Raw genomic sequence first — 22,985 nt, 5'->3', positions numbered from 1 at the left:
CGAAATAACAAAGAGAATAAAAGAAAGGAAGGTGCCAGAACATGAATAAAGGAATCAAAATTCAGGATCTCTACGAGTTAAAGGCCGTATCCGATCCAAGATTATCTCCAAGTGGAGAAGAAGCCGTTTATGTCAAAACCATCATGTGTGAAGAAAAAAATGAATATTTCTCGACCTTACATAGCATTTGTCTGCAAGATAAGATCACTCGCCAATGGACTTTCGGAGAACAAAAGATTTCAACTCCTAGATGGTCACCTGATGGTAGAAAGATCGTCTTTGTCTCGAATCGCTGCGGTGTGAATCAACTATACCTCATCCACAGGGATGGAGGGGAAGCAGAGCAGCTGACGGATTATCAAAAAGGCGTTTCGAATCCTGTTTGGTCTCCTTGTGGTGAAAAAATCGCTTTCTCGATGCGGTTGGAAAAAGGGGAGACGTTTGAAAGGAAGGAAAGCGAAGAAGAGAAATTAAAGCCATTCGTTGCGACAAGCATGAAATATAAAAGTGATGACCGAGGTTTCAATGACAACTGCTACTCGCAGATAGTAGTGGTGGACGTGGCGTCGAAGGAAGTAAGAAGAGTCACGGATGATGTCCATGATTACACTCTTCACTCCTGGTGTCCCGACGGTAAGCACATTGCGTTTTCAGTGGACAGAACAGAGGACAAAGATTTCTCCTTCCAGTCTGATTTATTTATTTTTCACCTTGAAACGAACGAATATAAGAAGATTAATGGAGAATCGGGGTACTACGGAGAAGCAAGCTGGTCTCCCGATGGAAAGCATCTAGCCTATTTAGGACATAGACGTGATTATGAAAATGCGACACACAATAAGGTATGGTTGCATCACCTTGAAACCGGTCAATCCGTTTGCCTGACAGAAAGCATGGATGTACCTGTAGGAGACTATCTCAATAGCGACAGCATCCAAGGCTCATCTCAAGCAGGAATCCTGTGGTCGCAGGACAATGAAAGTTTCTATTTCCTGGCGTCTGATTCAGGAAACACGGTTCTTTACTACGCACACATTGAAGGGGCCATCTACCCCGCATTGCTGCAGGAGGAGCAGCATGTATACGGATTCGACTTCGATTCAACTCGACAAGTGATGCTGATTGCCATGAGCAAACCGACAGAACCCGGTGAATTATATACTCTTCATGTTCCTAGTGGTGAGCTGACGGAAATAACCAGCCTGAACGGGGACCTGCTGGGGAATCGTGAATTGTCCTCTCCCCAATCGTTTATGTACAAGGGTGCGAAAGACTGGCCCGTTCAAGGCTGGATCATGAAACCACTTGGGTATGAGGAAGGAAAGAAATATCCCCTCATCGTTGAAATACATGGCGGTCCCCACACCATGTATGGGAACACTTTCTTTCATGAATTTCAAGTGCTTGCAAGTAAAGGCTACGCAGTTTTATATGTAAATCCAAGAGGAAGCCACGGCTATGGCCAAGAGTTCGTCGATGCCGTAAGAGGCGATTACGGCGGCGGGGATTATAAAGACATTATGGCAGCTGTCGACTATGCACTGGAGGAATTTTCGTTTATTGATGAAACCCGCCTGGGAGTGACCGGTGGAAGCTACGGAGGATTCATGACCAACTGGATCATCGGTCACAGCGACAAGTTTAAAGCAGCCGCCACCCAGCGCTCCATCAGCAATTGGATTAGTTTTTACGGAGTGAGTGATATCGGCTACTATTTTTCAGAATGGCAAATCCAAAGCGATCTTGGCGACATCGAAACCCTTTGGAAGCATTCACCCCTTGCGTATGTGAAAAATATGAACACCCCCCTATTGATTCTTCACAGCGAGAAGGACTATCGCTGTCCGATAGAGCAAGCCGAACAACTATTTATCGCATTGAAACGTGAGAAGAAAGATGTGAGATTCGTGCGTTTTCCAGAATCCAATCATAATCTGTCCAGGACTGGAAAGCCTTCTTTGAGGGAAGCGAGATTACAAGAAATTGTGGATTGGTTCGGAGAGTATCTATAGAAGAGAAGGCTGTCATTTCCAGATGGGGATGGCAGTTTTTTGTTAGGGAGAAATGGGGAATGAAGTCTGAGATTTGAAAAAGAAATGGGGACGAGGGTGGAGCGCCTATTTTGAAAGTCGATAATATATGGGGGGAAGTCGATAATATCGACCGAACGGAGCCGGGGAACCCTGGACTGGATTGTCCTTGAGAAGGGATTTATCTGACCTTGTGCAAAATCCGACAAATTTCGCGAACGAACGTACGAATTCTAATCCAGAACCCATCCCCCAAAAAATACCCACCCGAAACGTTTACATCCCCCCACATTAGGCAAGGTTATAATAATAAAGCCAACAAGAAACAACAATGTGGAAATCCTGATTCGGTGTGATATGATGAAAATAGTTAGTAACGATATAACGAAATGAGTTTATTTGTTCATGGTCGTTTAAGGGGAAACATATAATATGGATATAAATAAGATAAAAGACTGGTTTACACTTGAAAATATGATGGACCTGATTCAGCAGTATCGTTCATTTGGACCGATTCCAGGGATCCTGCTGCCGCTGTTGGAAGCATTTCTCCCGTTCCTGCCCCTGGTTGTGTTTGTGACGGCCAATGCGAATGCATTCGGGTTATGGTGGGGATTCCTGTTTTCATGGATTGGCGCTACGCTTGGTGCACTTATTGTGTTTCTATTGGTACGAAGATATGGGGAAACACGATTCTTCCGCATTCTGAGAAAGAACCGCCAAGTGAAGCGATTGACGAAATGGGTAGACAAGCATGGGTTTGGCCCGTTGTTCATTCTTTTATGCTTCCCATTTACGCCGTCTGCCGTGGTGAATGTGGTGGCGGGATTGTCGTCGATCAGCATCGCTCAATACATGCTCGCTGTGGTTACGGGGAAAATGGTGATGATTTTCACCATAAGCTTTATAGGATATGATATTATATCATTAGTAAGACAACCAATACGTACTGTAATCGTTGCAGCCATTATTTTTGTGCTATGGTTTGTAGGGAAACGAATTGAGATACATCTGAATAAGAAAATGGAAATAGACCAACGAATTGAACGGAAAAAGCAGGAGGAATCAAATTGAGAGAAGAGGTAAAAAGAGAAGGACTCGAATGGATTAAAGCCTTGGGGATTGGACTAATCATCTTTATTATCATTCGAACCTTTCTCTTCTCCAACTATGTAGTCGAAGGTGAATCGATGATGCCAACACTACAGGATGGAAATAAACTTGTTGTGAATAAAATCGGTTATCATATTGGAGACTTGGATCGCTTTGATGTTGTTGTCTTTCATGCGAATGAGAACGAGGATTATGTGAAACGAATCATTGGACTGCCCGGTGATAAGGTTGTTTATAAAGATGATAAGTTATATGTTAACGGAGAGTACTATCCTGAACCTTACTTAGAAAAATTCAAGCAGGAGTACATCGGCAACAAGCTGACGGGAGACTTTACCCTTGAAGAAATCACGGATGAGCAAACGGTTCCCAAAGGAAAAGTATTCGTTCTTGGAGACAATCGTCGGGGAAGCATGGATAGTCGCTACTTCGGGTTTATAGACCGGGAACAGATTGTCGGAAAAGTGGACCTTCGTTATTGGCCTATCAACGAATGGGATATACAATTCAGGAACTAAAGATATGGGAATGCTGTTCGATACATGAACAGCATTCTTTTTTTTTGCGAAAGATTCTCCATTATGTACTAGTTGTCCTCCTGTGATCCATATAAATATGGTGGAATAGTAGGAAAATTCGTTCATTTTGAGGGTGGTAGTGTGAAAATAGAAATACCCAATCATTGAAACTAAGTTTGTGCCGCCTGTTGTCAAGGATTCATATATTAGGCGTCCAAGCTTAATGAAAAAAATGAGAATGGTTACAAATTATAAGCTGGTGATCGGAAGGCGGCACGGTGACTGCAGGGAGTTCTTCAAGCCTGAATGATGGAGGGGTGGCACTGATTCTCATGAGTGAAGAAGAAGCTGAACGAAGAGGACTTCAGCCTTTAGGAAGAATCGTTGGATATTCCGTAGCAGGCGTCGATCCAAAAGTGATGGGGATAGGACCCGTGCCCGCTATTCAAAAAGGTTTACATACAAGAGAAAATTGGTCTTTGGATGATATTGATCTATTTGAAATCAACGAAGCTTTCGCAGCCCAGTATTTAGCTGTTGAAAAAGAGCTGGGCCTGGACCGTGAGAATATGAATGTCAATGGCAGCGGAATCAGTATCGGTCACCCAGTCGGCTGCACCGGTGCACGACTCGTTGTGTCTTTACTGTATGAGTTGAATCGCCGTGAATTAAAAAAAGGAATTGCCTCATTATGTGTAGGCGGTGGCATGGGCGCTTCGGTATTGGTTGAAGGGATGTAAGAAGAGGAAGGGCTAGCTCTGGATGGGGCTAGTGCTTTTTTTTGTGGGATTTTAAAAGAACGTCTCTCCCCCAGCAACACCCATCACAAACCCTATGAAATTAGACTCATTTTCACGCATTTACACAAAATTTACCCTATTTTGATAATATGTGATGTACGCTAAATGTATAGTCATATTAAGAGGGGGCGAAGCGATTTGAAGGTTGTAAACAAAAAGTTCATCAGCATTTTTTCTATTTTAATTATTTTTATGATTGCGTGTGGTCAAGTATCTCCAAGTCAAATGAGTGCAGCGGGAAATGGGACGTGGAGTTCGCCATTTACTGTTGATCAGGCATTATCCAATCAGAATGGTTCCACTCAGTCAGTGGAAGGGTATGTGGTCGGGCAGCCAACCTCTACGTCATCCGTTGTCTCGAGTAACTTTCCAAACGATTATGCACTTGCCTTAGCGGATTCCCCGTCTGAATCCAATACGGATAAGATGGTCTATGTTCAAATTCCATCTTCTTACCGTTCAAACTTTGGATTGCAAAGTAACCCAGGCCTAATGGGTGAAAAAATCAAAGTGACGGGCAGTTTAACGGCATATTTCTCTCATTCGGGAGTGAAGTCGTCGTCAGCATTTGAATCCGTGGAAGATGGCGGCACTGATCCGACTGATCCTCCAACCGATCCGCCAGGCTATGAAGAATACTACAACACCGCTGAAGGAAAAACGGGATCATCTTTAAAAACAGCACTACATAACATCATTGATGATCATCAAACTCTTTCCTACAGCGATGTATGGGGAGCATTACGTAACACGGATGAAGATCCGAACAACCCCAATAATGTGATACTCCTGTACTCAGGCCGCTCCCAATCGAAAACGACAAACGGCGGTGGAGTAGACGACTGGAACCGTGAGCACGTGTGGGCGAAATCCCACGGTGACTTCGGAACAGCGCAAGGGCCAGGGACGGACCTTCATCACTTGAGACCGACAGATGTAACGGTCAATTCTACAAGAAGTAATCTTGACTTCGATAATGGTGGGACTCACCATGGTGAAGCACCTGGCAACTATTATGATGGGGACTCCTGGGAGCCCCGAGATGAAGTGAAAGGTGACGTCGCCCGTATGATTTTCTACATGGCGGTCCGCTATGAAGGGGACAGCGGGGAACTGGATTTAGAGATCAATAACAACGTCAACAATGGAAGTGCCCCTTATCACGGGAAAATGTCCGTTCTCCTTCAATGGAATGAACAGGACCCTGTCGATGGAAGGGAAATCAGACGCAACGATATCATTTTTGAACAATATCAAGGAAACCGAAATCCATTCATTGACCACCCTGAGTGGGCGGAAATGATCTGGTAAGCAGCACGGGGCCTGGAATCTTCCAGGCTCTTTTTTTATGTGGAAGGTTGGTTACTCTACTGTAACTCATTTGTAACCTCCACCATCTATCATAAAAGCAACCATCCAAAGGAGGAGATGAATATGGAAAGAGTCACAGATTGGTTGCAGAAGCGATCAATGATCGCTCCTGAACACGTTGCATTAATCAATGCTCCTACCAATGAAACGATCGACTACCGCACTTTAGATGAGTGGGCGTCTAAGTGGGCTCAATATATGCAGGACTCAGGAATAACAAAAGGGGACCGGGTGGCATTCATTTCCACGAATCATACGGTCTGCTTCGAGCTCTTGTTTGCCTGCGGAAAAATCGGGGCTATATTTGTACCTCTTAATTGGCGATTATCCGCTTCTGAAATTGGGTCGATCATAGCGAATTGTACACCCGGCCTCATTTTATATAATAAAGACTTTCAATCTCTTGTTTCGGACCTTCCAAACACAGCCGAACGAGACTGTATTGATAAAGTCACAGCCTTTGTTTACTCTCAAAAACAGGGTATAACCTCAATCTGCTGCTCTGTCAGCCTCGGACCCTTGGGTGATAATCTATACGGGTGGAACGACGGGATGTCCCAAAGGAGTGGTTCTTTCTCATCAATCGATCACTGCTAATGCCCTGAACACTGTGATGAGCTGGAACTTGACAGAGGAGGACTCCACGTTGACGTATTTGCCTACCTTTCACACGGGAGGGCTAAATGCCTTGTCGATCCCTCTTTTGATGGTGGGGGGAAGTCGTGATTGCTGAAAGGTTTGACCCCGATCAAGCGATACATGTCCTGAACGAATACGGATGCAGCATCGTTCTCCTTGTCCCGACAATGTATCACTTGCTTATGGAAAATGAGGATTTTAAACATACTCCATTTCCGAAAATGAAAGTGTTTCTTTCAGGATGAGCCCCGTGCCCCGGAAAAGTATATGATTTCTTTAAGGAAAAGAAGATTCCGTTTAAAGAAGGCTATGGTTTAACCGAAGCGGGACCTAATAATTTTTATATCGATCCTTCCCGGATGAAAAAGGGTTCGGTGGGTAAAGCGATGATGTTGAATCGGGTAAAGGTGATTGATGAAACCGGAAATCCTGTCGGTCAGGGAGAAGTGGGAGAGTTGTTATTAGGAGGAGACCATTTATTTAAGGAGTACTGGAAGAATCCAAAGGAGACGGAAGAAGTTCTCAAAAACGGGTGGTTACATACCGGGGACCTGGCGAAGTATGATGAGGATGAAGATTACTATATTGTTGGGCGAAAAAAAGACATGATCATTTCCGGGGGAGAAAACATTTATCCTCAAGAGATCGAGCATTGGTTATGGGAGCATCCAGCCATACTTGAGTGTGCGGTCATGGGACTGCCTCATGAAAAGTGGGGAGAGGTGGTCACGGCCTTCCTCTCGATTCGAAACGGCGCAAGCATGTCGGCGGAGGAGGTGAGAACGTATTGCTTACAGAAGTTTGGTAAGCTTAAGATCCCTAAGGACTATCATTTCATCGAAGACCTTTCGAAAACCGATGTGGGAAAAGTGAATAAAAAGGCACTCACGAAACTTTTTCAAGGGCAATAAAGGAATCGGAGAGAAACGCCTCGAAATACATACGTCGAGGTGAAAAAGACATGAAACGGTTATTAACGGGTAAAAGAATTTATCTTTCCGGTTTTCAGGAAGAAGATGTTACGGCCATAAGGGAATGGAGTCAAAATGAAGAAGTTCAGAGATTACTGGATGCTCTCCCCCACAAGCCGAAAGCACAGGAAGATATTAAAAAATGGATGGGGGATCCGGGAGACAACGCCTATCGTTTTGCTATTCGTTTAAAAGACGATGGAAGAATCATAGGCTTTGTTGAATTGGACGGGATCCTATGGACGCATCGTGTCGGATGGGTCTCCATCTCAATTGGTGACGAACAGTCCTGGGGCAATGGATATGGCAAGGAAGCCATGAAGTGTTTGCTGGCGTACGCTTTCCATGAGTTGAATTTATACCGACTCCAACTAACGGTATTTTCGTATAATGAGAGGGCGATCCGTTTGTATGAATCACTCGGATTTACGAAAGAAGGAAGCTACCGTCAATTTTTACAAAGGGACGGAGATCGATATGACATGGTTTTATATGGGATATTAGCAGATGAATGGAAAGGTATTGTGAAAGAAGGATAATGATGTCCTTCTTTTTTTGACGTGTTAGATGTAGAGGGAGAACGAGCGTTCAATCAATTTCCTTTATTTGTGAAACGACGCATAAACAAAGGAAAACGACGCAAAAAACGAAAAAATGACGCAATAACCGTTCAAAACGACGCATAAACTTCGAAAATGACGCATAAAGCCAATACCATGTAGTCTTGGGGTTTGTGTGATGAGGAAAAACTATCAGGTTGACTGGATTTTTCTGAGCAAACAACGAAAAACGGCAGGAGGAATGTACATGAACAACTCAGGCTTTAATCACCTGACGATTGACACGGCTAGTTTGGAAGACGCCCTCCTCTTTTATATCAACATTCTTGGGGCAAAGCTAATACATAAGGGGCGGAGGGATGCTTATCTGGAATGGGGTCCCATATGGATCTGTCTCCAGGAAAAAGACAGCCTCGAGACGTCCAGGGGATATGGGATCCATCACATCGCATTTTCAATCGATGAAAAAGGATTTCTTGAAGCAGTTCAACGATTGAAGGAAAAGGAAGTGCATATTGTAAGGGGACCTTTAAAAAGAGGGAAAGGGTGGAGTGTCAATTTCCTTGCCCCGGACAATGTCCAATTCCAGCTACACACCTCGAATCTGCAGGAAAGAATGGAGGTCTGGCGCTAATCCCCAGCTTCCATCTCCTCCGCTCAACATACAACAAGCCTCCCATCCAGGCATGAAACAAAAAGCATCCCAGTAACAGAAACAACGATTGTACGTAAGTAAGCTGCATGATGACTAGGGGTGCTATGCTTGTTCCACCTAATAAAATAAAGGAGTACAGGCTGAGTGCCTGGCTGCGGTCATCTCCACTCATATCTCCGATTAGGGTAATGACGGTCGGGATCAACAATGAGATCGCAGAAACAAACAGGACTGAAGAAAGAACGATGATGAAGGGTTCACTCATGTGTACATAAAGAAAAGCAATCAATACACTCGCAATAGAGATTGTTACCCCAATAAAAAGAGTTTTATAGACTCCGATTGCTTCAAGAAGGCGACCGGTAAAGAGTGATAAGCTGACACCAATCAATCCGACTGCCCGGAGTAGAAAAAGTAGATTGGAATCACCCAATAAGTACCGTGTTAAGCTGTCATAATAAGCAACAAAGGAGGCGAGAAGGGTGAACACGATGCCGTAGCAGTAAAGGAGTTCCTTTCTCAAAAGGAGTTTATAAATCGTGACGATCTGGTATGTGACAGAAACGGATCGAGTGGATGTAGCGGGTAGCGTTTGTTTTCCTATTAAAAATAAGGAGACGTACACCATTGCGAAAAAGAAGAATACAATCGTCCAGTTGCTGTAGCGGGTGATTCCTTCACTGAGTAATTGACCGAGGATGCCGGAGAACAGAAAACCGGAATTGATAAAAGCGAGAAGCAGCGTTCTCTTTCTTCCAGAAAAGAAAACAAATCATACGTATAAGCAAAGGCGACGGGGGCAAAACTCCCCAAACAAAAGCCTTGAATTCCCCGTATGAAAAATAAACTCCAGAAATCACCTGCAAGCCCCACCAAACCTGTTGAAACAGCAGAGGCAAGCATTCCCCAAACGAGAATCTCTTTTTTTCCAAAACGATCTGCGCTATTGGCAAAGGTTAGAAGTCCACAGGCGTAGAAAAAGATAAATGAGCTTCCTGCAATAACGACTTCACTTTGTGCTATGGAGAGGGAGGAAGCGATATTCCCGTAAATGGGAATAAACGTGTAAATATTACAGGCTACCATAATCGCCATCACAACAAGAACAGAAGCGACTCTGTTAAAATATTGATTCATCAGCAATCACCTACCTCTTTTTACTGTATGCAGGTGTTCCAAATATTTTCAATAAAGATTGAGACGGGAAAGATTTGTTCCTGTGTACTATAATGAACCTATACAAAAATTCAACCTGCCTCATGGTTACAATAGATTAGTATTAGAAAGGGAGTGAGAGGATGGCTGTACGTTTTATTCTCGGGCGCTCTGGTACGGGGAAAACCCATCGCATATTAGATGAGATGAAACAGAGCTTATTGGAAGCGCCGAATGGGGATCCCATCATCTATATCGTACCGGATCAGATGTCATTTATATCGGAATACGAGCTTGTCAACACACCTGGATTAAACGGGATGATTCGTGGACAAGTGTTCAGTTTCACCCGGCTCGCGTGGAAGATTCTGCAGGAAACGGGCGGAATGAGCCGCTACCATTTATCAGATGTCGGCTTAAATATGATGATTCGGAAGATTATCGACGAAAACAAAGACCGTCTCCATGTTTTCTCGAAGGCCGCGGATAAGCCGGGTTTCATTCATCATGTAGAATCCATGTTGACTGAATTCAAGCGCTATTGTATTTCGCCTCAGGATCTCCAACAACTTGATGGAGAAGACAAGCGGGATTCGAAGGTGTTGAAGGATAAGCTTCATGATCTTGAACTGATTTATGAGAAATTCGAGGAGAAGCTCCTCGGAAAATACATTGATTCAGAAGATTATTTTCAGCTGTTGGCTGATAATGTGAAAAACTCTGAGCTTCTTAGAGATGCAGAGATTTACATAGACGGCTTCCATAGCTTCACGCCCCAGGAATATCTGATAATTGAACAGCTCATTCAGCACAGTAAGACAGTGACGGTTGCCCTGACAACCGATCCGGAGCAGCAAATGGGAGCGATGAACGAGTTAAGCTTATATCGGATGACGAACGAAACGTACCATACTCTTCAGGATATATGCTATGGAGCGGGGAAGTCCATAGAAGAAGATGTGTTAGTGAAGCCGATTCGCTATCATAATGACACGATGCTACATCTCGAACGTCATTTTGAGGACCGGCCAACTGTTCCATACGAAGAAGCAAAAGGCTCTATTGAGTTTCTGGAAGCCTCTAATCGTCGGGCAGAGGTCGAAGGGATAGCAAGGGAAATACGGAAGCTTGCCCGGGAAAAGGGATATCGCTACAAGGATATAGCGGTACTGGTTCGAAACAGCCAGGATTACCGTGATAAGGTCGAAACGATTTTTCAAGATTATAGTATTCCATTTTTCCTTGATCAGAAGCGGACAATGTTAAATCACCCATTAATTGAGTTGATCCGTTCCACTCTGGAAATTATGAACACGAACTGGAGATATGAGCCTGTCTTCCGGGCGGTGAAAACAGACCTGTTGTTTCCTTATCAAAAAAATCCAACCGATTTGCGGGAAAAAATGGACCGTTTGGAGAACTATGTGTTGGCTTACGGAATCAAAGGCGATCGCTGGACGAAGAAAGATCGCTGGAAATACCGTCGCTTCCGTGGTCTTGAGCATGTGGACGCACCACAAACCGACCGTGAAAAGGAACTCGAGCATGAGATCAATGAGCTTCGTTTATTTATTTCTGCGCCGATCATCCGTCTCGGAAAACGATTGAAAAAGCAATCCACGGGACGGGAATTCTGTGAAACTCTCTATCTGTATCTGGAAGAGTTGGATATTCCGGCTAAGCTTGAACGCATGCGTATTGAAGCAGAAGAAAAAGGCGACTTGATTGCGGCAAGAGAGCATGATCAAGCGTGGTCAGCCGTAATGGACTTACTTGATCAATATGTAGAAATGCTTGGTGATGAGGAAGCGACAATGAAGAAATTCTCGTCGATCCTGGATGCAGGTATGGAAACGATGCAGTTCTCGTTAGTTCCCCCTGCCATTGATCAGGTCATTATAGCTGATCTGGAGAAATCAAGGCTTGGTGACATTAAAGCAGCCTTTATCATCGGAGTGAATGATGGGGTTCTTCCGGCGAAAATGAATGAAGACGGAGTCCTGTCTGATGAAGACCGTGAATCGTTGATCAATTGGGGCTTCAAGATAGCTCCCAGTAACAGGACGAAGCTGTTGGACGAGGAGTTTGTGGCGTATAAAGCCTTTACGACCCCGAGTGAGCGTTTATTCATCAGCTATCCGATTGCCAATGAAGAAGGAAAAGCGTTATTACCATCCTCTTTCATAAAAAGGCTGAATGAAATGTTCCCGGATGCAAATACGAAACTTCTTATTAATGAACCATCCGAGCTTTCTGAAGAAGAGCAGCTACACTATGTTTGCCACCCTAATGTAACAATTTCTCATTTAACGTCGCAATTACAGTTAAAGAAGCGCGAATATCCGATCTGTGACTTCTGGTGGGATGTGTATAACTTCTATGCAACGTCAAACGATTGGAAATGGCATTCACAGCATATTTTATCCAGTCTCTTCTACCAGAATCGGGCGAATCAGCTTTCAGAGGATACGAGCAGGGATCTGTATGGTGATCATATTTTAGCCAGCGTATCCCGAATGGAGCTGTTCCATAGTTGTCCGTTTTCTCATTTTGCCAGTCATGGGTTGAAACTTAGAGAGCGGGATTTCTTTAAACTGGAGGCACCGGATATCGGGGAAATGTTCCATTCCGCTCTTAAATGGATATCGGAAGAAGTGGAACGTCATGGCCTGACCTGGGCATCATTATCAAAAGCCCAGTGTCTCAAGCTCGCTAAAGAAGCCGTCATGATGCTCGCCCCGAAGCTTCAGCACCAGATTCTATTAAGTTCAAACCGCCATTATTATATCGCTCAGAAGCTGGAGCAAATCATAAGCCGGACGAGTCTGATTCTCAGTGAGCATGCCAAGGCGAGTGGATTTGTGCCTGTCGGGGTGGAGCTTGGATTTGGACCGCATGCGACCCTGCCTCCGTTTCAGTTCCAGCTGAGGAATGGAACGAAAATGGAGCTTCAGGGAAGGATCGACCGGGTTGACAAAGCGGAAGATGCAAGTGGAGTATACCTAAGAATCGTTGATTACAAATCGAGCGCGAGAGATTTGGATATGACGGAAGTGTACTACGGATTGGCTCTTCAGATGCTGACGTATTTAGATATTGTGTTAACGAACTCTAAGCAATTTGTCGGGAAGGAAGCGAAGCCTGCAGGCGTACTCTATTTCCACGTTCATAATCCTATGATCAATAGTAAGAAAATCTTGACGATGGATCAGATTGAAAAGGAAATCTTTAAGAGCTTTAAAATGAAGGGACTCGTTCTGGGAGACTCGGACATCGTTCGGTTAATGGATCAAACATTGGATACGGGGAGCTCAGATATCATCTCGGCCGGGATCAAGAAGGATGGATTATTATCCTCCCGGTCAAAAGCTGCTTCACAGGAAGACTTTCACTTTATGCGTCAGCATGTGAGAAAGCTATATGAAGCGTCAGGAAACCGAATCGTTTCAGGTGAGACCCATATTACTCCTTACAAGCTGAAGGACCGTACACCATGTCAGTTCTGTTCGTTCCGTTCTGTTTGTCAATTCGACCAATCCCTTGAAGAAAACGAGTACAGAGTGCTCCCGACGGCAAAACCGGAAGATCTATTAAGGAAAGTGAGAGAGGAGGTAGAGTCCAATGAGTAATGGTACGATTCCAGCAAAGCCTGATCATGTTACATGGACAGATGATCAGTGGAAGGCGATTTGGGCAAAAGGTCAGGACATTCTCGTAGCAGCTGCTGCAGGATCAGGGAAGACCGCAGTTCTTGTAGAGAGGATCATTCAGAAAATCCTATCTGAAGAAGACAGAATGGATGTGGACGAACTATTGGTTGTAACCTTTACCAATGCATCGGCCGCTGAGATGAGACATCGGATTGGGCAGGCATTGGAAAAGGCGATTGATGAGGATCCCCATTCCCATCATTTAAGAAAGCAGCTGAGCTTACTGAACCGTGCTTCCATTTCGACTCTTCACTCGTTTTGCCTTGAAGTGATTCGTAAATATTATTATCTCATCGACATTGACCCGGGTTTTCGGATTGCCGATGAAACAGAAGGGGATCTGATCAGGGATGAAGTGCTTGATGAGCTGTTTGAAGAGGAATACGGAAAAGAAGGCAATCATGATTTCTTTACACTGGTAGATACATTTACCAATGATAGAAGTGACGGGGCCCTTCAGGATATGATCCGTAAGCTGTATGACTTTTCACGTTCCCATCCGAACCCGGACGAATGGCTGAGAGGGCTGGAAGAGATGTATGACATCCAAGAAGGTGTAGAGATCGATCAGCTTTCCTTTATTCAGCCGCTCCTGACCGATATTCGCTTACAGCTTTATGGGGCGAAAAGCTTGTTTCAGCGTGCATTGGATTTGACACGGGTTCCTGGAGGTCCGGCTCCGAGAGCTGAAAACTTTCTAAGCGATATAGAGATTGTCGAGAGCCTTGAAGAAAGCCAGCACATTTCATGGAATGCTTTATATGAAAGAATTCAAACCTTACCCTTTACAAAGTTAAAAGCTTGTCGAGGGGATGACTATAACAAGGATATAGTAGATGAAGCGAAAAAGCTTCGGGATCAAGGGAAGAAAACGTTAGAAAAACTTCAGGAAGATTTTTTCTCAAGAAGACCGGAGTCATTCCTTGAGGATATGAAGAAGATGAGAGACGTGATTCACACCCTGGCAGAAGTGGTGGTGGAATTCGGCAAACGTTTCCGACAAGTGAAAGAAGAAAAGGGACTTGTTGACTTTGCCGATTTAGAGCATTTTTGTCTCGATATTTTAAGAGACCCTGCATCAGATGCTTTACTCCCTTCAGAAGCTGCAAAGCAGTATAAAAATAAATTCAAAGAAGTACTGGTCGATGAATATCAGGATACGAATATGGTTCAGGAGTCGATTCTTCTTCTTATTACTGAAGAACGAGAAGAAGTAGGGAACCGTTTTATGGTAGGAGATGTAAAGCAGTCCATCTATCGCTTCCGATTGGCAGAACCGAATTTATTTTTAGGAAAGTATACCCGCTTTCTTCCTGTAAGCGGAGAATCGGGATTGAAGATCGATCTATCTCAAAACTTCAGAAGCCGGAAAGAGGTATTAGAGGGAACCAACTTTTTATTTAAGCAAATTATGGGGTCCTCGGTTGGTGAGATGGAATATAACCGGGAAGCAGAACTGGTGAAGGGTGCTCCTTATCCTGAAGAGAAAGAGTATCCGATCGAAGTAGCGATTATTAATCAGGAATCAGAGGAAACTTCATCGGGTGGTGATGAAGAGGAATTGTCCATTTTTGACGAGGGTGATATTGAGAAATCCGTGCTTGAAGCCCGCTACATGGCAAATAAAGTGAAGGCAATGATTGAAGAGCGAACACCGATCTATGATGCCAAAACGAAAACAGAGCGTCCGATTCAGTACAAGGATATTGTGATTCTGCTTCGTTCCATGCCTTGGGCGGCAGAAATTATGGAAGAATTCAAACGGCAAGGAATTCCGATTTATGCAAATCTATCCACTGGTTATTTTGAAGCAACCGAGATCGCGATTATGCTTTCACTGCTGAAAGTGATTGACAACCCGTATCAGGATATCCCCCTGGCATCGGTTCTTCGTTCACCGATTGTTGGACTGGACGAGCAAGGTCTTGCAAGCATTCGGATTCATTCGAGAGCGGGAACGTATTACGAAGCCTTGAAGAAATTTGCAAGTGAAAAACCAAGTAACGCACGTGAAGAAGAAACATTTGAAAAGGTCAAAGTGTTTCTGTATCACCTGCAAAACTGGCGGACAAAGGCTAGACAAGGATCGGTTGCAGAGTTGATTTGGCAATTGTACCGGGACACCCGATTCTATGATTATGTTGGAGGAATGGCCGGCGGGAAACAGCGTCAGGCAAATCTTCGGGCACTATACGACCGTGCCCGCCAATATGAATCAACATCCTTCAGAGGGTTATTCCGCTTCCTGCGATTCATTGATCGGATGAGGGAAAGAGGCGATGACCTCGGGGTAGCAAGAGCACTCAGTGAACAGGAGGATGTGGTCCGCTTAATGACGATTCACTCCAGTAAAGGTCTTGAGTTCCCGGTTGTCTTTGTCGCTGGCACGACGAAGCAATTCAATCTCATGGACTTGAACGCCTCCTATTTATTAGATAAAGATCTGGGTTTGGCTACAAAGTATACAGACCCAGGGAAGCGAATCAGTTATCCATCCCTTCCCCAGCTGGCATTTAAGCGGAAGAAGCGCATGGAGGCCATCTCAGAGGAAATGCGGGTGCTCTATGTGGCGTTAACCCGTGCAAAAGAGAAGCTATTTTTAGTGGGAACCGTCAAAAGCTTAGAGAAGTCACTTAAGAAATGGCGGGGGGCTTTAGGTCAGACAGAATGGTTGTTATCTGACTATGACCGGGCCGGGGCCAGTTCCTATCTTGATTGGATAGGTCCGTCCCTCATGCGACACCCCCATTGTGGAGAGCTTGGGGGAGAAGTGGCTCTGGAGGGAAGTGCGATCAATGACGAGATTCTAAAGCATCCTTCTTGTTGGAATATCACGACGATTCATAAGTCGGAACTTGTTGCAGAAGAGGAAGAGGAATTGAGTGAAGAGGGTAATTGGAAGGAGAAGGTGAAAAGGGGGGAAGAGGTGGAGATACATTCCTCTCATAAAGAAGAGGTATTACACCGCTTATCATGGCAATATCCACATCTAAGTGCTACAAACCTTCGCTCGAAGCAATCGGTTTCTGAGCTGAAGCGAATGGTGGAACTAAGGGATGAAGCATCAAGTATCGATATTCTTCGTCGCCATCAAAAGCCAGTGTATAACCGGCCACAATTCATGCAGTCCAAAGAACTGTCACCTGCTGAAAGAGGAACAGCCATGCATACAGTCATGCAGCATATTTCGTTTGCGGATGGTGTACCTGCAGAAGAAGATGTAAAAGAGTTGTTATCGACGTTAGTGCATAAAGAAATCCTGACGGAAGAACAGGAAAGGGCAATCTCGTTAGACAACATCGTTGGATTCTTCCAAAGCGACCTTGGGAAGCGTTTGGTTCAGGCAGCGAATATCCAACGGGAAATTCCATTCAGCATGAGTGTTCCTCTGAGTGAAATATCGGAAACAGGTGAGGGTGCCCCGGAAGAAACGATCCTCGTTCAAGGGGTCATTGACTGTGTATTCCGGGATGAATTGGGAATTGTGTTGTTGGATTACAAAACGGATGGCATACATGATCGATATAAGGATGGTTTTGCAGAAGCAAGACCGATACTTGAAGAGCGTTATAGGGTGCAAATTGAATTATATACCCGTGCATTGGAATCGATTTGGAAAGAAACAGTGTCTGAAAAGTATCTTTACTTTTTCGATGGAGGGCATGTCTTGGAACTATAAAGAAGAACCACTTTGAAGCACTTGCCTTCAAAGTGGTTTTTTTAAAGTGATAAAAATAGGGAATATCTATACTAAACACATATAGGAAGTGCTTGAGATGAGTAAAAAAACGATTGCTATGTGGATTATGCTCTCGTCAGAATGTAGAAACCACGATTCATCACCTGACACCTAAAGAGGTGGGGGAACATTCCTTCCCGCAGCACAACTTTGTATTCCGTGTCATGAGCAAATTCATTCCCTCTATACGAAGGATGAATTGGGCGTAAGATTGAACACCATCGAAGACTTGAGGGGGGATGAAAAGATTCATAAGTTCATTAAGTGGATCCGAAAGCAGCCCTCCACTAAATTGGTGAAAACGAGGAAAAGTATCGAGCGTCAAAAGAGACGATAAGGAAATCAAAAAAACAAAAAGCCGCATAAGGGCTTTTTGTTTTTTAATTATTTCCGGTGATTGGTTGATCCACGACATTGCAATCAAACGTGGTACTTACGCTGAAGACATTATAGCTTAACTGAAATGGACCAGTATTAAAGCCGCCGGCACCACCGAATGTCTTGGTTGCTGACTTAGGTGAAATAATGGCCGTATCTCCAAACTGAACATTTCCTCCACCAACGTTAAGAATAGCGACAGGACCTACTAAAGCGGGCATAATCAACATCCTCTTTTTATTTGTCTATATGGTTAGCCTATGTGAACTTGCAGGGAAGGTTCTTCGGTCAGCCTTGAACAGAAAAAAACACCGCGCATCAATTTGATTCATCGATCGTTTCAAATGTTTGAGGAGTCTCGTCTTCTTTATTTTCCAACTGCCGGATATTTTTCACCCTTGCTTCCATATACACATTGCAGGTATTCCCTACATGAATAATGGAAGAAGAGGAGGTCGCTCGGATATTCATGTTTTCGACCTTGATGGGACAAAGGTTGAGGCGGCTTACTCGGATGTCGGGATTGATAGTAGGCAGGTCGATCGGATTGTGGAAAACTTCTGAATCGAAGCTTCCCTCACTCGTCAGGAAAAATTCTTTTTCACGTTGTACTGCAAAAGCCATTGAGCGAGCGCAAATATTTTGGGAATCGCCAATTTGATAAACCGAACTAAAGGCCAGAGTGATACCATCAAGCTTGTTTACGATGGAATATCGTTTCATCATGATTTATCCTTCAGGGGACAGAGGGACAAATGGGCCGATGATCAGGGACTCAGGGGGGGTATCGAATGCAGATGCCAATTGAATGATATCAGCATCTCCAACAAGCACGAGGGAAGAACTCGCCACCCCTGCAATATCAATATTTCCAACCGATAGTTCACGATTGATGACCTGGAGGTTCATTGTTCTTCATTCCTTCCATATTATTTGGGATTTGTGACATAAAGGAGAAGAGGGCCGTTTCGATATCCTTTTTGATTTTGCTGATGATTTTCCGTTCCCATTCTCCTTCTTGGTGTTTTGATTCAATATAGGGGATGTTCTGTAAATAGAAATCGATTCTTTGTGGCATCTGGTTCAATAAATCCTGCTGGATCATTTCGTAGTAAGATGGATCCAGTGACCGCTGAAATTGCATTTCATTATCCTGAATAAGGCTTGGTAATTCTGAATCGATATACGCTTTAATTTCTGCAGTAATCCTTTCTTTATAGGGCTTGATGTCCTTTATTGAATTTACATCCACATTTTGCTCGACGGCCAGATCCTCTATGGTTTCTTTTAAGTTATTTGGATTCAATCCAATATTCAAGGTGCCATCAAGAGATTCTACTTTGAGCTGATCAAATTTGTATTCGATTCTTTCAACATTGATTTTCGGAGCATCCCTTAGAGTTATTACCTCTTGTGACAGCTCATTCACTTTTTTTTCCAACGCGACAATTTTCGTGTTCAACATCTCGATATACTGATAAAGTTGTTGTGGGGTCATATAGTAATTGTTCATACTGTCACCTCTTTCTTTTGTCGCGATTAAGGCTAACTTGGCGATTGCAGGGGAACGAGGGGGGTTACAGAGGGAGGTGGTTCTCCATTACCGTTTTTCTCCGCTTCTGGAGCAGGCTCCGTGAAGCCCCCTGTATTATAAAGAAAGTTATTTGTTGTGATTTGACCGCATGTTCCAATCTGAAGGATGGAAGAATTGGACATCCCCCCGATTTTAATAAATTGAATCTGTATGGATTGTTGAATATAATAATTCGTCATTCGGCATCACACTCATAGGTTAAAGTTTATTCCTTGATCCGATCCATCATCGTCCACGGTATAGGTCAAGGAGCTTTCATTGTAGACTGAAATCCCCTTTCCTGTTATGAACGAACCAGCCCCTGCGAAAGTCTTGGCTGTGGAAATTGGACTAATGTTAAATACATCTCCAATATGGAAGACCGCACTTGAACCGACGCTTACGACTTGAGCAATTCCTACGATTGCGGGCATATCAACTCACACCTTTAAGACAAAGTTAATTATTGTTATTCTATGTGAGAGGAACGAATAGGTGATAATCGCCTAAATTCATATTTAGAGTTAAAATGGAACAGAGAATATTTTTTCGGAGGAACTGTACATGAACACGTTATCGCCAATTGAGCATTCAGAACGTATTGTAAGTCTTGATGTGATCCGGGGTTTTTCATTGCTTGGGATCTTTATCATCAACATGATTTCCTTTCATTCCCCATTTCTGTATCTTGATCCGTATTCCTGGTGGAAAACACCTGAAGATGTCGCCTTGTATCCATGGATTGATGTATTGGTTCAAGCAAGCTTCTATCCTCTGTTCGCCATGATGTTTGGGTACGGGTTAGGTATTCAGCAGCAAAGGGCAACTGCTAAAGGAACGTCTTTCTATCTCTTTGGAATCAGAAGGCTTCTTATCTTATTAGTGATTGGCTGCATTCATGCTTTCCTTATTTGGTCGGGAGATATCTTAATTAATTATGCCGTATTCGGGCTGCTGCTGCTCGTATTTATGAGGCTGTCAGGAAAGGGATTATTGTGGTTAGGGGGATTATTATTTCTGCTGCCTCAATTATTTTTCAGTATTCTGCTCGTATTAATGACATTCGCAGATCCGACTGGTGTAACTCAGTTCACTGATATCCAGTCGCTTCAGGATTCTGTCGCTGCATATGGATCCGGAAGCTTCAACAGTATTATGGAGCAGCGCTTTCAGGACTGGTATGCTGTGAATTCACCAGGCAACCTCATATTCTTATTACTTTCTATCTTACCAATGATGATGATGGGGGCAGGGGCTAGTAAACTGCAACTATTGGAAAAGATAAGAGATTATAAGAAGACATGGATTGTGATAGGAAGCAGTACTTTAGTGATTGGAATTTTCATTAAATCTCTCCCATTATTCATCCATTCTAATTTTGCTTATGCGTATATTCAAGACTTTTTGGGAGGTCCGTTCTTATCAGTATCTTATGCAATAATCCTTTCATTATTATTGTTGAATGAAAAAATCATGAAAGGGAGCAAGCCTTTAGCCTCAGTCGGGAAAATGTCCTTGACGAACTATCTCATGCAATCGATTATCGGCACCCTGATTTTCTATTCGTATGGATTTGGATTGTATGGAGAAGTGACGTTAATGACGGGGACTTTACTGGCGATTGGCATATATGCTATCCAAGTAATCCTTTCAGAAATCTGGTTATCCAAGTTTAAATACGGTCCTGTTGAGAAGTTGTGGCGTGTATTAAGCTATGGAAAAAGCACTGTTGTTAAAAAGGGAGAGTTATAGTTTCTCAATCAAACGAAGGGGATGAGTAAGGGATGAAATTTGTTAGCTTTCAGGTTGGGGATAGACAGACGTATGGCGTGGAACGAGATGCCAGAATTGTAGAGTTAGCAGGTGTGCACGGCTTACCTCAGGATTTACTTGGCGGGATAGAACGGGGGGAAGGCTTTCTTCAAAAAGTAAAAAGCATCCTTCAGGACGTTTCCGTAGATATCCCGTCTTATTCACATGATGAGGTTAAGTGGCTTTCACCGCTTCCAAAAGTGAAGAGGAATATTATGTGTGTAGGAAAAAATTATCGTGATCATGCCATTGAAATGGGTGGGGAGCAGGATATCCCGAAAGACATCATGATTTTCACAAAAGCGACCAATACCGTAGTCGGTCATGAAGAAACGGTGCTGCATCATGATGAAATAACGGAGCAGCTTGATTATGAAGGGGAGCTTGCTGTCGTAATTGGCAAGACAGGGAGAGGGATTTCTCCGAAAGACGCCTTAGAGTACGTATATGGATATACGATACTCAATGATATAACCGCCAGGGATCTGCAGAAAAAGCATGGCCAATTTTTTATAGGTAAGAGCCTTGATACAACATGTCCGATCGGTCCGTATCTTGTCACGAAGGATGAAGTCGTCGACCCTCAGAATCTATCAATCACGACGAGGGTAAATGATGAAACCCGTCAGTCTTCGAACACAAGTGATATGATATTCAACATTCCCACCATCATTTCTACGTTATCAAAGGGGATGACTCTTGAGCCTGGTGATATTATTGCTACCGGGACACCTGCTGGAGTTGGAAAGGGCTTCAAGCCTCCGCTTTTCCTGAAGAAGGGTGACAGAGTGGAAATCGAAATTGAATCTCTGGGAATTTTGACAAATCAGTTACAGGCCTAGATAAAATTTCTGTTGAAGTAAAGACTATGGTAATATTATGAACGTAAACTATCTACCTGTAGGAGGTTCATTATGTTTGATAATACACATGCTCATATTACAACTTGGGTGATTGCGATTATTCTTTTCTTTGTAGCAGTTGGCTTACATAATGCAGGAAAGAAAAAAGGCATGAAAGTTGTACATATGATCTTACGGTTATTCTACCTGCTCATTATTTTAACGGGTGCCCTATTATTCTGGAAGCATCAAGGAATTGATCCTGCCCTTTATGGAATTAAAGGATTGGTTGGGATTTGGGTCATCGGGATGTTCGAGATGGTCTTGGTTCGCACGAATAAAGGCAAGAGTACGAAGGTGTTCTGGATTCAATTGATCATCGCTTTAATCATTGTTCTTTATTTGGGATTACGTTTGCCTCTGGGCTTGAATTTCCTTGGATAGAGAATAATAGAAAAAAAAGCAAATGTATGTCGGATACCGGCAGGCATTTGCTTTTTTTCTATTTGGGTTTATGAATGGATTAAATATTGAAACTTTCAATCACAATTCGTCTCCCCGTACTTAAAGTGAATTCAAAGCGGTCCCGCTTCTTTTTGTAATAGGTGAAGTGATGCTGGACAGCACATACTTCTACACCGTTATCGAAGGTGATGAAGTTAACTCCTTCTTTGATCTTTTGATTACCAAGGAAAACCAGGTGGTTATGGCAAAAGATACTATCATAAATAGAATAACCCAGATTGTTTAAGGCAGTTGTAAACTGATGAAAAGCATCATCAGAAATCTCTTCCAATAAATTCTCCAACGAATACAATATATTCTTCTTTATTTGAATTCGTTCGCCATTCTCGATTCTTAATCGTTCATACGGGGTAACAATAATTCCATCTTCCAACAAAACACCTGCAAGCCAGTCTCCATCTCTATATACTTTCAATTCATGATTGAGGTAAAATTCGAGCTCAGACTCTTCCTCGGCATCAATTTCGAAAAAGTACCACGTATCATCTTCGAAAAGAGCAGTGCCTTCGGAATAGGACCTTTTTTGGGATTTTAAAATGTTTGATCGAAATGTGTTGCTCAAGTGAATATCCCTCCTTAACTACATTTCTTGTC

The 22,985-nt window shown here is 43.4% G+C and carries 24 protein-coding genes and 2 pseudogenes; 17 read left to right on the top strand and 9 right to left on the bottom strand.

The genetic code is table 11. The annotated features are described in order from the left end of the window. Positions 1-41: 41 nt before the first annotated feature. The 11 genes and pseudogenes from AC6CIB_RS16645 to AC6CIB_RS16595 all read left to right on the top strand — a co-directional run bounded on the left by AC6CIB_RS16645 (position 42) and on the right by AC6CIB_RS16595 (position 8,636). Positions 42-2,012, top strand: a complete 1,971-nt coding sequence (locus AC6CIB_RS16645) for a S9 family peptidase (RefSeq protein WP_498282522.1) — start codon at positions 42-44, stop codon at positions 2,010-2,012. Between the two features lie 450 nt (positions 2,013-2,462). Continuing rightward, entirely contained in the window at positions 2,463-3,104 is a 642-nt protein-coding gene (locus AC6CIB_RS16640) for a TVP38/TMEM64 family protein (RefSeq protein ID WP_498282520.1), read from the top strand. Beyond that, positions 3,101-3,661, top strand: a complete 561-nt coding sequence (gene lepB / locus AC6CIB_RS16635) for a signal peptidase I (protein ID WP_148968402.1) — start codon at positions 3,101-3,103, stop codon at positions 3,659-3,661. The genes AC6CIB_RS16640 and lepB overlap by 4 nt, the downstream gene beginning before the upstream one ends. Before the next feature lie 272 nt (positions 3,662-3,933). Continuing rightward, positions 3,934-4,401: pseudogene (locus AC6CIB_RS16630) on the top strand (thiolase family protein); the annotation flags it as partial. Between the two features lie 285 nt (positions 4,402-4,686). Beyond that, positions 4,687-5,772 (top strand): endonuclease, encoded by a 1,086-nt coding sequence (locus AC6CIB_RS16625; RefSeq protein WP_498282879.1) that lies wholly within the window; start codon positions 4,687-4,689, stop codon positions 5,770-5,772. Between the two features lie 123 nt (positions 5,773-5,895). Next, positions 5,896-6,429 carry an AMP-binding protein gene (locus AC6CIB_RS16620; RefSeq protein WP_498282518.1) on the top strand — a complete coding sequence of 178 codons (534 nt, stop codon included), beginning with the start codon at positions 5,896-5,898 and terminating at the stop codon, positions 6,427-6,429. Then, positions 6,356-6,565, top strand: coding sequence for an AMP-binding protein (locus AC6CIB_RS16615; protein WP_498282516.1), 210 nt, complete (start codon positions 6,356-6,358; stop codon positions 6,563-6,565). Before AC6CIB_RS16620 ends, AC6CIB_RS16615 begins: the two co-directional genes overlap by 74 nt. Then, positions 6,555-6,716, top strand: a complete 162-nt coding sequence (locus AC6CIB_RS16610; protein WP_498282514.1) for a hypothetical protein — start codon at positions 6,555-6,557, stop codon at positions 6,714-6,716. Before AC6CIB_RS16615 ends, AC6CIB_RS16610 begins: the two co-directional genes overlap by 11 nt. A 45-nt stretch (positions 6,717-6,761) precedes the next feature. Continuing rightward, entirely contained in the window at positions 6,762-7,382 is a 621-nt protein-coding gene (locus AC6CIB_RS16605) for a class I adenylate-forming enzyme family protein (RefSeq protein ID WP_498282877.1), read from the top strand. A 50-nt stretch (positions 7,383-7,432) separates the two neighbouring features. Beyond that, positions 7,433-7,981, top strand: a complete 549-nt coding sequence (locus tag AC6CIB_RS16600) for a GNAT family N-acetyltransferase (RefSeq protein WP_498282512.1) — start codon at positions 7,433-7,435, stop codon at positions 7,979-7,981. Positions 7,982-8,249: 268 nt separating this feature from the next. Beyond that, entirely contained in the window at positions 8,250-8,636 is a 387-nt protein-coding gene (locus AC6CIB_RS16595) for a VOC family protein (RefSeq protein ID WP_498282510.1), read from the top strand. Here the strand turns inward: AC6CIB_RS16595 and AC6CIB_RS16590 are convergent. Beyond that, the gene (locus tag AC6CIB_RS16590) at positions 8,557-9,369 is read right to left on the bottom strand and encodes an MFS transporter (RefSeq protein ID WP_498282875.1); all 813 of its coding nucleotides are present in this window, start codon (positions 9,367-9,369) and stop codon (positions 8,557-8,559) included. The genes AC6CIB_RS16595 and AC6CIB_RS16590 overlap by 80 nt on opposite strands. After that, the gene (locus tag AC6CIB_RS16585) at positions 9,261-9,794 is read right to left on the bottom strand and encodes an MFS transporter (protein WP_498282508.1); all 534 of its coding nucleotides are present in this window, start codon (positions 9,792-9,794) and stop codon (positions 9,261-9,263) included. Before AC6CIB_RS16585 ends, AC6CIB_RS16590 begins: the two co-directional genes overlap by 109 nt. Positions 9,795-9,955: 161 nt before the next feature. Here AC6CIB_RS16585 and addB point away from each other — a divergent pair, with 161 nt between their 5' ends. From addB to hlpB, 3 genes and pseudogenes are all read left to right on the top strand, one after another. Beyond that, the gene (gene addB, locus AC6CIB_RS16580) at positions 9,956-13,441 is read left to right on the top strand and encodes a helicase-exonuclease AddAB subunit AddB (RefSeq protein ID WP_498282506.1); all 3,486 of its coding nucleotides are present in this window, start codon (positions 9,956-9,958) and stop codon (positions 13,439-13,441) included. After that, on the top strand, positions 13,434-17,201 hold the full coding sequence (gene addA / locus AC6CIB_RS16575; protein ID WP_498282504.1) for a helicase-exonuclease AddAB subunit AddA: 3,768 nt from the start codon (positions 13,434-13,436) through the stop codon (positions 17,199-17,201). The genes addB and addA overlap by 8 nt, the downstream gene beginning before the upstream one ends. A gap of 113 nt (positions 17,202-17,314) precedes the next feature. Continuing rightward, a pseudogene (hlpB, locus tag AC6CIB_RS16570) lies at positions 17,315-17,598 on the top strand (HNH nuclease-like protein HlpB). 43 nt (positions 17,599-17,641) lie between these two features. Here hlpB and AC6CIB_RS16565 read toward each other — a convergent pair. The 6 genes from AC6CIB_RS16565 to AC6CIB_RS16540 form a co-directional block, all read right to left on the bottom strand. After that, on the bottom strand, positions 17,642-17,860 hold the full coding sequence (locus AC6CIB_RS16565) for a spore germination protein (protein ID WP_498282502.1): 219 nt from the start codon (positions 17,858-17,860) through the stop codon (positions 17,642-17,644). A gap of 97 nt (positions 17,861-17,957) precedes the next feature. Continuing rightward, positions 17,958-18,365, bottom strand: a complete 408-nt coding sequence (locus AC6CIB_RS16560) for a spore germination protein GerPE (RefSeq protein WP_498282500.1) — start codon at positions 18,363-18,365, stop codon at positions 17,958-17,960. A gap of 3 nt (positions 18,366-18,368) precedes the next feature. Next, entirely contained in the window at positions 18,369-18,548 is a 180-nt protein-coding gene (locus tag AC6CIB_RS16555) for a spore germination protein GerPD (RefSeq protein WP_149155155.1), read from the bottom strand. Further along, on the bottom strand, positions 18,523-19,152 hold the full coding sequence (gene gerPC / locus AC6CIB_RS16550; RefSeq protein WP_498282498.1) for a spore germination protein GerPC: 630 nt from the start codon (positions 19,150-19,152) through the stop codon (positions 18,523-18,525). Before gerPC ends, AC6CIB_RS16555 begins: the two co-directional genes overlap by 26 nt. Before the next feature lie 32 nt (positions 19,153-19,184). Then, a complete protein-coding gene (locus AC6CIB_RS16545) occupies positions 19,185-19,412 on the bottom strand; it encodes a spore germination protein GerPB (RefSeq protein ID WP_498282496.1) in 228 nt (75 codons plus the stop codon). Positions 19,413-19,424: 12 nt separating this feature from the next. Then, positions 19,425-19,646, bottom strand: coding sequence for a spore germination protein (locus AC6CIB_RS16540; RefSeq protein ID WP_498282494.1), 222 nt, complete (start codon positions 19,644-19,646; stop codon positions 19,425-19,427). Between the two features lie 130 nt (positions 19,647-19,776). Between AC6CIB_RS16540 and AC6CIB_RS16535 the strand changes: the two genes are divergently transcribed. From AC6CIB_RS16535 to AC6CIB_RS16525, 3 genes are all read left to right on the top strand, one after another. Further along, positions 19,777-20,964: a DUF418 domain-containing protein gene (locus AC6CIB_RS16535; RefSeq protein WP_498282492.1), complete on the top strand. Its 1,188-nt coding sequence runs from the start codon at positions 19,777-19,779 to the stop codon at positions 20,962-20,964. 32 nt (positions 20,965-20,996) lie between these two features. Then, complete coding sequence (locus tag AC6CIB_RS16530) at positions 20,997-21,866, top strand: fumarylacetoacetate hydrolase family protein (RefSeq protein ID WP_498282490.1); 870 nt, start codon at positions 20,997-20,999, stop codon at positions 21,864-21,866. Between the two features lie 72 nt (positions 21,867-21,938). Beyond that, entirely contained in the window at positions 21,939-22,310 is a 372-nt protein-coding gene (locus AC6CIB_RS16525; RefSeq protein WP_498282488.1) for a YisL family protein, read from the top strand. Positions 22,311-22,389: 79 nt separating this feature from the next. On the opposite strand, the gene AC6CIB_RS16520 is transcribed toward AC6CIB_RS16525, so the two are convergent. Further along, a complete protein-coding gene (locus AC6CIB_RS16520; protein WP_498282486.1) occupies positions 22,390-22,953 on the bottom strand; it encodes a DUF2777 family protein in 564 nt (187 codons plus the stop codon). Positions 22,954-22,985 lie beyond the last annotated feature (32 nt).

The sequence above is a fragment of the Rossellomorea sp. GQ25 genome (assembly GCF_059758515.1).
This window is presented reverse-complemented; position numbering and strand designations above follow the sequence as displayed.